Raw genomic sequence first — 13,202 nt, 5'->3', positions numbered from 1 at the left:
TCGGGCGTCAGTCCTTCTTCAGTTCCTCGGCGAGCATCACCAGGATTCCGCTGGGACCGCGGAGGTACGTGAGTTTGTAGACGTCGCCGTAGGTCGCCACTCCGCGCAGCGGATGGCATCCGTGCTTTGCAGCTACCTCAAGGGCCATATCGATGTCGTCTACCGAGAAGGCAACACGGTGCATGCCAATGTCGTTGGGACGCGTCGGGTTCGACTCGATCGCCTCGGGGTGGATGTATTCGAAGAGCTCGAGCCGACCCTGACCGTCAGGGGTCTGGAGCATGGCGATTTTGGCGTGGTTGCCATCAAGTCCAACGGCAGTATCGGCCCACTCGCCGCTGATCGTGTCACGGCCGATGACCGTAAGACCGAGATCGCTGAAAAAGGCGATTGCCGCCTCGATGTCGCGAACAGCGATACCTACATTCTCTAATTTGATGGCCATGCGTTGAAAGCTACCAAGGCGGCGCGATTAGCTCCAGTGGCGGAGGGCGCGAGCCGGGGTCGGCTACATTTGTCGTCAGGGGTGGACACATCAATCGAACGGAAGTCAATGACAAGGAATCACCGCGCACTGAGTTCTTCCGGTCGTGTCTCGCGCAGGTCCTTTATGGCCGGCGCGTCCATCGCCCTGCCACTGGTAGCGTTCAGCGCCTCAAGTAGCTCAGCCACCACGCACAGCCTCGCCCAGCCGGGTACCGCTTCTTTGGCTACCACCCCTTCGGGCGCGACGCTGACGTATGCCCATCCCGGATTAGTGCACACGCTGTCCGATCTCGAGCGTGTCTCGACGCAGGTCGGCAGCCGCGCGCAGCCGTGGCTGGGTGGATGGGACCGCCTCGCGGCGAATGGCCGCTCCAACTCGGGGTGGCAGCCGCGCCCGCTGGATACAGTCGTCCGTGGCGGCACCGGCCAGAACTATCCGCAGTTATACCTGGATATCCATGCCGCTTACCAGAACGCCCTGCGGTGGCGGATCTCCGGCGACGCTGCCCATGGGGCGGCTGCCGTGCGGATCCTCAACGCCTGGTCCGGGATGCTGACCACAGTCAGCGGCAACGCCGACCGTTTCCTGGCAGCGGGCATCTACGGCTACCAGTTCGCGAACGCGGCCGAGCTGGTCCGGGACCACCCCGACTTCGAGTTCGAGCGGTTCCGCGGCATGCTTCTGACGGTCTTCTACCCGATGAACGAGGACTTCCTCACCAAGCACAACGGCGCCGTCATCACCAACTACTGGGCCAACTGGGACCTGTGCAATATGGCATCGGTCCTGGCGATCGGCATTTTCGCTGACCGCGCGGACCTCGTTGACCGGGCCGTTACGTACTTCCAGGGCGGCGCGGGCAACGGCTCGCTGCCGCACGCCGTGCCCTACGTTTACGAGGACCAGGGCCTGGCCCAGTGGCAGGAGAGCGGCCGCGACCAGGGCCACACGATCATGGGCATCGGGCTCATGGGCGCGTTCTGTGAAATGGCATGGAACCAGGGCATCGACTGCTACGGCCAGGACAACAACCGATTCCTCAAGGCCGCCGAGTACGTCGCAAAGTACAACCTCGGATACGACGTCCCGTTTACCCCTTACACCTGGCAGTCCGGCCCAAAGTCGACTACCGCACCCCACGCCGGCTGGAACACCCAGACGGTCCCCGGCGCGGGCGGCCGCGGGCAGGCCCGGCCGGTGTGGGACCAGGTTCTGGGGCACTACTCCGGCCGCATGGGCCTCAGTGCCCCGTGGGTGAGCCAGATCGCCGCCACCCTGCGGCCCGACGGCGGAGGCGGCGACTACGGCACGGCTTCGGGCGGATACGACGCCCTGGGATTCGGCACCCTCATGCAGTACCCGGCCCAGACCGGCAGCCACGTCTCCCGGCTGCAAACCTTCAACTTCCCGGACCGGTACATCCGGCACACAGGATCAACAGTGCGGATCGAGCCCACAACCTCGCCGCTCATGGACTCACAGTTCCGGGTGGTCCCCGGGCTGGCCGCCCAGGCGGACGGCCGTATCTCGTTCGAGTCAGTGGACATGCCCGGCCACTTCCTGCGCCACTCGTTCTACCGGATGGTGCTGGCCCCCAATGACGGCTCGGCACTGTTCAAGGCCGATGCGACCTTCCTCCCGGTCACCGGGCTCGCCCATGACCGCCTTACTTCGTTTCGAGCACACAACTACCCGGACCATTACATCCGCCACCGCAACTTCGGCGTCAGCCTGACACCGATCGTGAGTGACCTCGACCGTGCCGACGCGACATTTCGAATGGTCGATTAGGAACCCTGCCGGGCTGAACCGGCATAAGCAATTGCTAGCTGATCTTGCGGCGTTAGATGAAACGGCGGAGTCAGGCCGGCCTGATCCGGACGGCAATTTCTGCGGCCTCTTCGAAAGTGCACGGTACGTTCTGCCGGAACGCTGCGTCAGCTTCAGCGCGGCCGACATCGGAAGCCAGCACCCGCACATGGACCTGTTCCCCATGGGATTCGCTGCACGCCAGAACATCTCCCCGGCGCCGGGAATTGTTTGAAGCATCGTCGGATTCCTGGAAAATGATCCACCAGACATCCCCGGACTCATCCCTGAAGAGATAGTCGCCCGGCGGCCGGTAGGCAAAGCCGTCCACGCCGCGGCCGCCGTAACCCTCCACAAACTCACGCGCTGCAGCAAACCTCAGCCCGCCGTCGCCACGCCCTCCACGCCAGTCCATCCGCCCTTCTTCCGGCTTATGCAGACGCGTCAGCCAACGTGGACCCAGGGGCGTTTGGTGACATCGGGCTCAGCCTCCCTCAACACTTCCCGGGTGACCGGAGCGATCTCACCCTCGCCGAGGAACAGGAACCGCAGGAGGTTGGCCACCGGATTCCCTTCAGTCCAGCGGAAGTAGATGTGGGGCATCAAACCGGTGACGTCGCGGATGTGGAGCAGGACGGAGGCGATGGTGTTGGGAACGACGGGGCCGTGCACTTCCAGGATGCGGTATCCGTGGCGGGTTACGCCGCGGACTTCGAGCTCGGTTTCGAAGTCGGAGGAATCATCGACGACGACCTCCAGGAACAGGGCCTGCTGGTCCACGGGCAGGTGGCTGACCTCGATCGCTGACGAAAGCTTCGCCTTGTACGCCTCTGCGCTCAGCCGTAGGGGTTCGTGGGAAATGATCGCCAGCGGCCCGTCGAGCACCTCGGACATGAATTCCAGGGCCTGGCGGTCGAGGTGGACGTGCGTGGCGTGCAGTTCGAAGGAACGGCGCACGCGGGATAGCAGGGAGATCACGATGATGCCGAGGATGAAGATGCCGGCGATCCTGATGCCTTCCGGCCGTTCAAAGATGTTGGCCACGGTGGTGTAGGTGAACACCAGGGAAATCACGCCGAATCCGACTGTACGTTTGCGCTGGTTTTTCCGGCGCGCGGACAGCGTCACGGCAACGGCTGCGGACGTCATCAGCACCAGGACACCGGTGGCGTAGGCGCCGCCTTGGGCATCCACGTCAGCGTCAAACAGGTAGGTGATGACGAAACCGATCAGGGTGAAGACAAGAACGAGGGGACGGACGGCTTTGGCCCATCCGGGCGCCATCCCGTAGCGGGGCAGGTACCTCGGCACGAGGTTCAGCAGTCCGGCCATGGCGGAGGCGCCCGCGAACCAGAGGATGGCAATGGTGCTGATGTCGTAGACGCTGCCGAACTCTACGCCCATGTACTCATGTGCAAGGAAGGCCAGGGCACGTCCGTTTGCCTGACCGCCCGGTTCGAACTCCTGGGCCGGGATGAGGACGACGGTAATGAAGCTGGTGGCGATCAGGAAACAGCTCATGATCACCGCGGCAGTGGTCAGCATGCGCCTGGTTCCGCGGATTCGGCCGGCAGGGTTGTCCTCGGTGTCAGTCTCGTCTCCCCTGACCTGGGGCATGACGGCCACGCCCGTCTCGAAACCGGAAAGGCCGAGGGCCAGTTTGGGAAAGACCAGAAGGGCAATCGCCACGACCATAAGTGGGTCCCCGTGCGATGTCCAGAGCGTAGTCCACCAGTCTCCTAGGGCAACGGGGTGTGAGAACACCTCCATGAGCGTCACCACCACCACTACCGCATTGAGCCCAAGGTAGAGGACCACGAGGGCGACTGCGACTCCGATTGCTTCCCTGAAGCCCCGGAGGAACACCGCCGCGAGCAGCGCCAGCAGGAACAGGGTGACAAGGACGTTCTGGCCCTGCAGCCACCCGGGGGCAATCGGGTTCTGGATCAAGTGTGCGCTGGCGTCGGCGGCCGAGAGTGTCATGGTGATCATGAAGTCGGTAGCGGCGAACCCCAGGAGGATGAGGACGAAGAGCTTGCCTCCCCAGCGGGGCAGAAGCCGTTCAAGCATCGCGATGGAGCCTTCCCCGCGATGGCTCTCGCCGGCAACGCGACGGTAGACCGGCAGGGCGCCAAGCAGGGTGACGGCAACGAGCACCATGGTGGCAAGGGGCGAGATGACCCCTGCTGCCAGCGCGGCGATGGCTGGCTGGTAGCCCAGGGTGGAGAAATAGTCGACTCCGGTCAGGCACATGACCTGCCACCACGAGTGCTTCTTCAGGTGGGCGTCGCTCACCGCGCCCGGGCCCTGATGGATCCCCTTGCTGTCCTGGAGACCGAATAGCAGCCAGCCCTTAAGGGAGGTCATGCCGCCAGGCCGGGGTGCCGACGGATCTGCCGGGGGCCTGCTTAACGTGGTCATCTGTACCTTTCCGCGCAGCGCACCACGCCGCGATCACAGCCGACCGTAACACCGGCAGGGTCGCGGGATGACGCCCTTTACGGATTCTTGATGCCCGCCTGACGCATTATTAACGCCCCTCAGACAAACTTGCCGCGCGCGGGGCTAGGGGATGAACCGGTAGCCTACGCCGGCTTCGGTCAGCAGATGCCGGGGGCTGGAGGGCTCCAGTTCAAGTTTGCGCCGGAGCTGTCCCATGTAGACGCGGAGATAGTGGGTTTCTTTGACGTACGCGGGACCCCAAATGCGTGTCAGGAGCTGCTGCTGTGTGACGAGTTTTTCGGGGTTGCGTATGAGGATCTCCAGGATGCTCCACTCGATCGGCGTCAGGCGGATCTCCCGGTCGTCCCGGCTCACGCGTCGGCGGGCAAGGTCGACCGTGAATGCAGCAGTGATGATGGCTGGAACGTCATCGGCTTCGGCGGTACGGCGGGACACGGCGCGCAGCCGTGCCAGGAGCTCTTCCAGGCCAAAGGGTTTGGTGATGTAGTCATCCGCCCCGGCGTCCAGAGCGTTGACTTTATCATCGGAACCATGGCGTGCCGACAGGACGATGACCGGCGTGGGGCTCCAGCCTCGAAGCCGCCTGATCACCTCGACGCCGTCGATATCCGGGAGCCCCAGGTCCAGGATGATGACATCGACCGAGTGTTGCGCGGCTTCGTGAAGCGCCGAGGCGCCGTCATCGGCGGTGTAGACGGTGTAGCCACGGGCCTGGAGGTTGATTTGAAGCGTGCGCAGGATCTGCGCCTCGTCGTCGACGATCAGCACCGATGTCATGAAGTTTTCTTCACCTGCCCAGGCAGGTGGAGTTCAGGTTTCTTCCATGCTTTGAGCACTGATTGCGACTCGGTGGTGACAGCATCGTGTGTGCCCTCCCAGGGCGTTCCGGTGGACAGGGGCAGCCGGATGACCATGGTGAGTCCCCCGCCCGGGGTCGGCTCAGCAGTGAGTGTGCCTCCCATGGCTTCGAGGAATCCTTTGGCCACGGCAAGCCCAAGGCCTACACCAGTGACGGAGGGGATGTCGTCGAGCCGTTGGAAGGGCCTGAACATGGCTACGACGTTTTCGGCTGGCACGCCTTGTCCATGGTCGATGATGCGTAGTTCACCGGTCGGGCGGCCCTTGATGGTGGCCGTACCCAGGCCCCCGACTGTTCCGACAATGACAATGTCAGAGTTGGGGGCGTATTTGTGCGCGTTCTCGACGATATTGGCAATGACCCTCTCGAGCATCCCCGCGTCGGCGTCGATTTCGGGCATGTTGGGAGCCAGGTCCACGCGAACGCTTCCCGGAGGAACACCCTGTAAGGCGCCCGGAAGGACCTCGTACCACCGCAGCGGCCGCAGCAGCGGGTTCACCGCGTCGCTGGTAATTCGTGACATGTCCAGCAGGTTCCCGACCAGCAGATCGAGCCTGTCGGTGTAGTCCTCGATGGTGGCCAGCATCTCCTTCTCCTCTTCCTGGGTGAAACGGACACCGGTCTGACGCAGGCTGCTGACGGCGAGCTTGATGCCGGTCAAGGGCGTGCGCAGATCGTGGGATACCGCGCGGAGGATTGCCGTGCGCATGGTGTTTCCCTCGGCCAAGCGGAGATTCTCCCTCCGACTCATACTTAGTTGCTTGCGTTCCTGCAGAGCGGTTACGTGGGCAGCGAACGCGCTGAGGAGGCGCCTGTCGCTGGCGGGCAGGGTCCGGCCTGTCAGGACAAGTGCGGTGGCGGCGTCGATGCGTTCGATGTTTTCAGCGTCGGCCATCGAATCGGGCGGATTTTCGCCGGCAGCTGCAACCCTGTGCCATGACACGTCATCTCCGCCGGCGGCACCGGGATCCACGCTGGTCTCTGCGGTGAAGAGGGCCGCGCTGCGGACCTGGAATACATCCACGGCCTGATCCAGCAGCGCCGTCAAGGAATCGGCTGACCGTACGGCACCGCGCGCCAGTTCACTGAGCGTGACGGCTTCTACCCGTGCTCGGGCTGCTTCCTTTGAGCGGCGGGCTGAACGGTCAACGACCAACGCCACCGCGGTGGACACTCCGACGAACACCAGGAGGGCCAGAACGTTTTGCGGGTCGCTGATGGTCAGTGTGCCCAGCGGAGGTGTGGAGAAGTAGTTCACCAGCAGGCTGCTCCACATGGCCGCAAGGATGGCCGGCCACAATCCGCCGACCAGGGCCACAGTGACGGACCCGGTCAACTGGAGCAGCGCGGCGGTGCCGACATTGTGTTCGGGGCTTTGGCCGAGCACAACCTGCAGCAGGACCGGGAGGACGACGGCGAGTGCAAATCCGGACGCCACCCGTCGTCGGCCAAGCGCACCGCGTGGCTGGCTCCCGGTTCCTTTGGCTCCCAGCGGATGGGAGACCATGAGCACGTCGATGTCCCCGGATCCGCGCACCACCCGGGCACCGATGCCGGCTCCGGCGAAAAGCCGTGTCATTGCCTTGTGCTGGGAGACACCAATGACGATCTGGGTGGCGTTGACGCTCCGGGCGAAGTCCAGCAGCGCCCGGGCCGCGTCGTCGCCAGCGACGGTGTGGTAGCTGCCACCGAGGTCTGCCACCAGCTGACGCTGGGCTTCAAGTGAGCGCGGGGATTCGCTAGTTCCGCCGTCGGAGTCGCGGACGTGGACGGCGAGCAGGTCTCCGCCGCTGACCCGAGTCAGCGCCCGGGCAGCCCTGCGGATGAGCACTTCACCTTCCGTACCGCCAGTGAGCCCGACAACGATCCGCTGACGGGCAGGCCAGGTTGCGACGATATTGTTTTCAGCGCGGTAGCGGGAGAGCCCTTCGTCCACCCTGTCTGCCAGCCACAGCAGAGCCAGTTCACGGAGCGCGGTCAGGTTTCCCAGCCGGAAGTAGTTGGACAGGGCGGCGTCGATTTTGTCCGGCGCGTAGATGCTGCCTTCGCTGAGGCGCTGGCGAAGCAGTTCGGGGGATATGTCCACCAAGTCGATCTGATCGGCCCGGCGGACAATGTCATCGGGAACGGCTTCGGACTGCTTTACCCCGGCGATCGCACTGACCACATCCCCGAGCGAGGCCAGATGCTGGACGTTCACCGTGGAGTGAACGTTGATCCCGGCATCGAGAAGTTCTTCGATGTCCTGCCAGCGTTTTTCATGGCGGCTGCCCGGGATGTTGGAGTGGGCGTATTCGTCCACGATGGCCGTGGCGGGTTTGCGGGCCAGGACAGCGTCAATGTCCATCTCTTCGAAGCTGGTTCCACGGTAGCTCAGGACCTTGGGCGGGACTACCTCCAGACCGTCCAGCAGGGCCCTGGTGCCGACCCGTCCATGGTCCATCACTAGGGCGACGACCACGTCGTGGCCCTTGCCCAGCAAGCCGTGGGCCTCCTCGAGCATGGCGAAGGTCTTGCCGACCCCGGGCGCTGCCCCGAGGAAGATCCGCAGCGTTCCACGTGCCATGCCGTCATTCTTTCATTGCGTAGGCATATTGGTTGCCGAGGCCGTTACCGGGCGGCGACGTCAAGGTTCAGTGGTGACGTTCACGGATGGCTGGCCAAGCAAGGCCTCCAGCCCGGAGATGGTGTTCCGCTCCACAGGGCCAAGACAGCGTCTTGGCTCTGGACGATCAGGGCGGAGGCTGCCGGGCTTCCTGTTGCGTTCTTGATGATTGAGCCATTCGCCTGGGCGGGCTGGCCAATGCCGAAGACCGCGGCCGGGTAGAGCAGGCCCGGGACGAGGGTCGTGCCTGTCCTAGCCCGAACTGATTTGCATGTCCTTCCACCACTGACCGGTTATAGCGATGCCGAGCAGGGCGACCGGGAGGCAGAGGAAGAGTTGCAGTGGGCTAACCGTTTCGGCTGCGGCAGCACCGCCCATGCCCATCCATAGCCCGGGCGCTGCATAGGGAAACCACGCCCCGGCTCCAAACGCAGTCACCACCTGGGTGATGACCACCAGGAGCACCAGTGCGCCGACGCCGGGAAGGTAGCCGCGGGCCATGCTGGCCACGACAGCAAGGGGACAAGCCAGCAGGGCTGCGAGGACACCCCCGCACCATGCCTTCCCCGCGGCACCGAGCAGTTCAGGACCCGGCAGGCCCAGACCGATGATGACGCCTGCAAGCAAGGCAACCATTACGCTGGTCAGGCAAAGCACAAGTGACCAGAGAAGGATCACCGTAAACTTCGCGTAGGCCAGCCGCCGCCGACTGACCGGCAAGGCAAAGAGGCAGGCCTCGGTCTTTTCAGTGAACTCGCGCCCGAAGCACCAGCACACCACGAAACCAATACCCATCAGCGCCCCGACGGACAGGAGCATTCCCACTATCGCCAGATACCCGTCCCAGCCTGTACCAGTCAGCATGGCAGCAGCTTTGAGACCAATCTGGCTGGAGCCGTCAGAGGTCGCCGCGACCATGAAGGCCGCCGCGAGTACCGGAAGGGCGACACCAATCAGGACGGACACGGTCCGTACCACCGGTGCCCGGCGGAACTTCAGGGCCTCGAACTCCCTGGCCTCGGCGGAAGTGCTCACTATTGCCCCTGCTCATGCAGGTCGGAGTGCAGCACGAGATCGAAGAACCGGCGTTCAAGGTCCACTGTCCCTGGCTGCAGTGAACCGATGATCCTTCCCCGGTGAAGCACGCTAATCCTGTCTGCCATCCGTGAGACTTCATCAAGGTGGTGGCTCGAGACAAGGATGGCGGCGCCCCTGTCCCGGCACGCCTCCCGAAGTAGCCGGCGAAGAACGATGACACCGCGGGGGTCCAGGGCATTGGTCGGCTCGTCCAGGACAAGCACATCCGGTCCATGGACCAGGGCGGCCGCCAGACCGACACGCTGCCGGTTTCCAAGGGACAGCGTCCCGACACGCTGACGGGCATAGCGCTCCAGACCCAGATCAGATAATGCACGCCTCGTGGCGAGGTCGGCTGCCTCCCGGCGCATTCCATGCAACCGTGCGGAGCAGTACACGTTCTCGCGCGCAGTCAACTCCGGGTACGCGAAGGGAGTCTCCAGCATCTGTCCGACTCTTGACCATACCTGCGCAGGCGAATCGAATACCGGGATCCGCGCCAAGTGCACGGATACCCGGTCCGGTTTGAGCATGCCAAGCAGTATCCGCATCAACGTTGTCTTTCCGGCGCCGTTCAGCCCTATCAGGGCATGAATTTCCGACGGCCCCACATCAAGACACACCTCGTCCAGGACTGGAAATCCGCCTACAGCCTTCGATACCCGCTCTGCATTAACGGCAGCTGGGGTTTTCATCGGTTCGCCGCCCTGTGATCGATGATCATGGCCTCTTTCGTCGGAAGATACCGGAAGAACGCCATCAGCGAAACCCCTGCCGCCTACCAGACCTGCAGGCACCCCGAGCGGCCCCTAAGTCGCGGCCGCTCGTGCTCGTGTTTACCCTCGTGGGCCTCAGGATCATCAACATCGCGGTCGTGTTATCGTGTGCATTGTTGTGGTGTCAGCGCTGTCGCGCGTCCGGCGTTCTTTCGAGCTGTATGCCATCCGTATCCACTTGACCAGGAGGCATTGGAGTTTATGTCCTCCAACGTGGACGGGCCTCCCAGGAGATCCATAGCAGGATGTGACGGGTCTGATGCCGAACATCTGCTTCCGCTGGACGATGGAATCCCCGTCGGCCCCGGGTCTATGTAGATGAGCCGATTCAAAAGCCACGCGCAGACCGGTGGCCTTCTGCACTCCCGCACAGCGCTGTTGCTCGCCTTCGCGTTCGCAGTGATGGCTGACCCTGTTTCCTCAGTCGCCTACGCCATCGAAGCAGCCCTGCGGGCCTTGGGCGGTGACTTGGCGCTGCTGGTGCCGACGATGCTCCTTGTCGTGGCGATCATCGCGTTGGTCATCCTTAACTACAGGCAGCTGATCATCCGCTATCCGCAGGGTGGCGGTGCCGCAGCCGCAACGGGTGAAGCCTTCGGAGACGGCTGGTCCTTTATCCCCATCGGCGCGCTCGTGGTCGATTTTGTCCTCACCATTGCCATCAGCGTCTCGGCCGGCGCCTCAGCCGCGATTGCCTACTTCCCGGCCTTGGCGCCTTGGCGGGTATTGCTGGCTTTGTGCCTGGTCGTCCTCGTCGGGGGAATCACCTGGTTCGGCCACCTTGGGAGACTGGTCTTCGCTTCGATGACTCTGGCGTTCATCATCGTCGCCGCTGTCGTCCTGTTTTACGGTCTGGGCGCGACACCGCGGCCGATAGGCACCATCACCAACACACCGGGGCAGCCCCCGGCGATAGCAGTGATCCTGGCTTTTCCGGTCGCCATGGCCCTCGCCACCGGTGTCGAGGCTCCGTCCTCCGCGATCGCGCAACTGGGACAGCTGGACAACCCGGGCAGAAGCCGCTTCGGACGCGTTACCCTCTGGCTCACCCTCACCATTGTTGGAACCATTACGCTTGGCCTGGCAGCGGAAGCTGCTCTCTTGCAGGTCGGAATCCCACCCCAACACAGCACCCAGATAGCAGAACTCGCACGGCTGGCCGCGCCCGGACCCGTCTTTGCCGCCTTCCAACTCGTCACCGCCCTCCTGCTCCTGGCAGCGGCGAGTTCGTCCTTCCAGGCTGGCCCTGGTCTGCTTAAAGCGCTTGCGCGACACACCAGTCCGAAAGGAACAACCGTCGGCATACTCTCAGCCCGTCTGGGCCACACCAACACTCATCACACCCCCTATTGGGGAGTGGGCCTGTTTGCTCTCCTGGCTGGAGCGGCCACGGCTGCAGCAGGTGGAAATGATCAGGAGCTTGTCCTGTTCTACGCCGTGTCGGTCTTTCTCAGCTTCCTCGCAGGACTGATGTCCATGGCCGTCTTCTCCCGCCGTGCCCGTCACCTCGGTTATTTGATCATGAACATTGCCGGCACGCTCGTCGTCACGTTCACGCTCATCGCCAATTTATCCCGCGGTCTTCCCGTCGCAAGTCTCGCGGCTGCCCTCGCTATTGCTGGCGTCCTCTATCGGGCGTGGTCCAAGGCCGGCCGCCCGCCAGGTATCCGGAACGTGGGAGCGGAAGCAGAAGCAGAACCACTAGGAGCCGGTGCCACATGACGGACAGTCCAATCATCCGCCGGAGCCAGGTGCGAGTCTTTGCCGACGAGGGAGAGCGTTTCAAGAGAGGTCTGCTGCACCCGGTCCGCTCAGTGCCGCTGGCATTCCTGGCCGTCATCATTGTGGGGGCAATGTTGCTGATGCTGCCGATATCTCGGACAGGAGATGAGGGCGACACGTTCACAACAGCACTCTTCACCTCCGTCTCCGCGGTCTGCGTTACCGGCCTGATCACCGTTGACACGGCAACATTCTGGACCCCGTTCGGCCAAGGTGTAATCCTCGGACTCATCCAGGTCGGAGGGTTCGGGATCATGACCTTGGCAACGCTGCTGGCACTGCTTGTGCGCAAGAGCATCGGCTTAAGAGGCCAGCTCGTGGCGCAATCCGAAACCCACACGCTGAACTTTGGCGATGTCCGGGCAGTGCTGTTCCGGGTGGCCAGGATCATGCTCTTCTTCGAGGCAGCCACCGCCACCATCCTGACAGCCCGCTTCTGGATCGCCTATGACCGCAATCCCGCCACGGCGTTGTGGCACGGCATTTTCCACGCTGTTTCGGCATTCAACAATGCAGGATTCGGCCTCTACAGCGACAACCTCATCGGCTTCGCGGAAGATCCATGGATCATCGTTCCGATCTGCGCGGCCATCATTGCCGGAGGACTTGGTTTTCCTGTCATCATCCAACTCCTCAGAGGCGGGACCAGGATCAAGGACTGGAGTGTCCACCTCCGCCTCACCATCTATGGCACACTGCTGCTTCTCGTGGCGGGGATCGCCCTGTTCGCGGCGTTCGAATGGAACCGGCCGGAAACGCTGGGCCCGCTCAGCTTCGGAGGAAAGCTGCTGGGCTCCCTGGCCGGAGGGGTCTTTCCGAGGACGGCCGGTTTCAACAGCATCGACTACGGCCTCGCGTCTCCGGAAACATTGATGGTCACCAACGTCCTGATGTTCATCGGCGGCGGCAGTGCAGGTACCGCGGGAGGCATCAAGGTAACCACCTTCCTGGTGTTGGCCTTTGCGATCTGGAATGAAATCCGCGGGCGCGAACAGGTGACGATCGCGCACCGGTCGATCAGCTCGTCATCGCAACGGCAAGCGCTCACTGTTGCCCTGCTGGGCGTCGGAGCAGTGATCATGGGAACCATGCTGCTGCTGATGTTCACCGACTACAGCCTCGAAAAAGTGCTGTTTGAGTCCATCTCTGCATTCGGCACAGTCGGGCTAAGTACAGGAATCACCTACCACCTGCCGGTCAACGCCGAATGGGTCCTGATGGCTCTGATGTTTACCGGCCGTATAGGCACCGTCACGGTGGCCTCAGCCGTAGCACTTTCATCCCGGCCCAGGCTCTACCAACTGCCCGAGGAACGACCCATCATCGGCTGAACTCCGCGCGAGC

At 63.3% G+C, this 13,202-nt stretch carries 11 protein-coding genes; 3 read left to right on the top strand and 8 right to left on the bottom strand.

All coding sequences use genetic code 11. The annotated features are described in order from the left end of the window. Nucleotides 1-7: 7 nt before the first annotated feature. The gene (locus tag QFZ40_RS03430) at nt 8-445 is read right to left on the bottom strand and encodes a VOC family protein (RefSeq protein WP_306902856.1); all 438 of its coding nucleotides are present in this window, start codon (nt 443-445) and stop codon (nt 8-10) included. 165 nt (nt 446-610) lie between these two features. Here QFZ40_RS03430 and QFZ40_RS03425 point away from each other — a divergent pair, with 165 nt between their 5' ends. Beyond that, nucleotides 611-2,278, top strand: coding sequence for an AbfB domain-containing protein (locus QFZ40_RS03425; RefSeq protein ID WP_306902854.1), 1,668 nt, complete (start codon nt 611-613; stop codon nt 2,276-2,278). A 70-nt stretch (nt 2,279-2,348) separates the two neighbouring features. On the opposite strand, the gene QFZ40_RS03420 is transcribed toward QFZ40_RS03425, so the two are convergent. From QFZ40_RS03420 to QFZ40_RS03390, 7 genes are all read right to left on the bottom strand, one after another. After that, nucleotides 2,349-2,711 (bottom strand): hypothetical protein, encoded by a 363-nt coding sequence (locus QFZ40_RS03420; protein WP_306902853.1) that lies wholly within the window; start codon nt 2,709-2,711, stop codon nt 2,349-2,351. Nucleotides 2,712-2,740: 29 nt separating this feature from the next. Continuing rightward, nucleotides 2,741-4,717 (bottom strand): amino acid transporter, encoded by a 1,977-nt coding sequence (locus QFZ40_RS03415; protein WP_306902852.1) that lies wholly within the window; start codon nt 4,715-4,717, stop codon nt 2,741-2,743. A gap of 144 nt (nt 4,718-4,861) precedes the next feature. Then, on the bottom strand, nt 4,862-5,536 hold the full coding sequence (locus QFZ40_RS03410) for a response regulator (protein WP_306902851.1): 675 nt from the start codon (nt 5,534-5,536) through the stop codon (nt 4,862-4,864). Beyond that, nucleotides 5,533-8,184: a DUF4118 domain-containing protein gene (locus QFZ40_RS03405; RefSeq protein ID WP_306902850.1), complete on the bottom strand. Its 2,652-nt coding sequence runs from the start codon at nt 8,182-8,184 to the stop codon at nt 5,533-5,535. The genes QFZ40_RS03410 and QFZ40_RS03405 overlap by 4 nt, the downstream gene beginning before the upstream one ends. Before the next feature lie 80 nt (nt 8,185-8,264). Continuing rightward, the gene (locus QFZ40_RS03400; protein WP_306906806.1) at nt 8,265-8,450 is read right to left on the bottom strand and encodes a hypothetical protein; all 186 of its coding nucleotides are present in this window, start codon (nt 8,448-8,450) and stop codon (nt 8,265-8,267) included. Nucleotides 8,451-8,475: 25 nt separating this feature from the next. Continuing rightward, nucleotides 8,476-9,258, bottom strand: a complete 783-nt coding sequence (locus QFZ40_RS03395; RefSeq protein WP_306902849.1) for an ABC transporter permease — start codon at nt 9,256-9,258, stop codon at nt 8,476-8,478. Further along, nucleotides 9,258-9,995, bottom strand: a complete 738-nt coding sequence (locus tag QFZ40_RS03390; RefSeq protein ID WP_306902848.1) for an ABC transporter ATP-binding protein — start codon at nt 9,993-9,995, stop codon at nt 9,258-9,260. The genes QFZ40_RS03395 and QFZ40_RS03390 overlap by 1 nt, the downstream gene beginning before the upstream one ends. A 399-nt stretch (nt 9,996-10,394) precedes the next feature. Between QFZ40_RS03390 and QFZ40_RS03385 the strand changes: the two genes are divergently transcribed. Both QFZ40_RS03385 and QFZ40_RS03380 read left to right on the top strand, forming a co-directional pair. Then, nucleotides 10,395-11,798, top strand: a complete 1,404-nt coding sequence (locus QFZ40_RS03385) for a hypothetical protein (RefSeq protein WP_306902846.1) — start codon at nt 10,395-10,397, stop codon at nt 11,796-11,798. Continuing rightward, nucleotides 11,795-13,189: a TrkH family potassium uptake protein gene (locus QFZ40_RS03380; protein ID WP_306902845.1), complete on the top strand. Its 1,395-nt coding sequence runs from the start codon at nt 11,795-11,797 to the stop codon at nt 13,187-13,189. Before QFZ40_RS03385 ends, QFZ40_RS03380 begins: the two co-directional genes overlap by 4 nt. Nucleotides 13,190-13,202 lie beyond the last annotated feature (13 nt).

The sequence above is a fragment of the Arthrobacter pascens genome (assembly GCF_030816475.1).
Taxonomy (GTDB): Bacteria; Actinomycetota; Actinomycetes; order Actinomycetales; family Micrococcaceae; genus Arthrobacter; species Arthrobacter pascens_B.
The sequence above is the reverse complement of the archived record's forward strand: the minus strand, read 5'-3'. Positions and strand labels throughout refer to the sequence as shown.

Coding starts and splice junctions, on each gene's coding strand:
- QFZ40_RS03430 (WP_306902856.1), bottom strand. CDS start 445: ATGGCCATCAAATTAGAGAATGTAGGTATCGCTGTTCGCGACATCGAG.
- QFZ40_RS03425 (WP_306902854.1), top strand. CDS start 611: ATGGCCGGCGCGTCCATCGCCCTGCCACTGGTAGCGTTCAGCGCCTCA.
- QFZ40_RS03420 (WP_306902853.1), bottom strand. CDS start 2,711: ATGGACTGGCGTGGAGGGCGTGGCGACGGCGGGCTGAGGTTTGCTGCA.
- QFZ40_RS03415 (WP_306902852.1), bottom strand. CDS start 4,717: ATGACCACGTTAAGCAGGCCCCCGGCAGATCCGTCGGCACCCCGGCCT.
- QFZ40_RS03410 (WP_306902851.1), bottom strand. CDS start 5,536: ATGACATCGGTGCTGATCGTCGACGACGAGGCGCAGATCCTGCGCACG.
- QFZ40_RS03405 (WP_306902850.1), bottom strand. CDS start 8,184: ATGGCACGTGGAACGCTGCGGATCTTCCTCGGGGCAGCGCCCGGGGTC.
- QFZ40_RS03390 (WP_306902848.1), bottom strand. CDS start 9,995: ATGAAAACCCCAGCTGCCGTTAATGCAGAGCGGGTATCGAAGGCTGTA.
- QFZ40_RS03385 (WP_306902846.1), top strand. CDS start 10,395: ATGAGCCGATTCAAAAGCCACGCGCAGACCGGTGGCCTTCTGCACTCC.
- QFZ40_RS03380 (WP_306902845.1), top strand. CDS start 11,795: ATGACGGACAGTCCAATCATCCGCCGGAGCCAGGTGCGAGTCTTTGCC.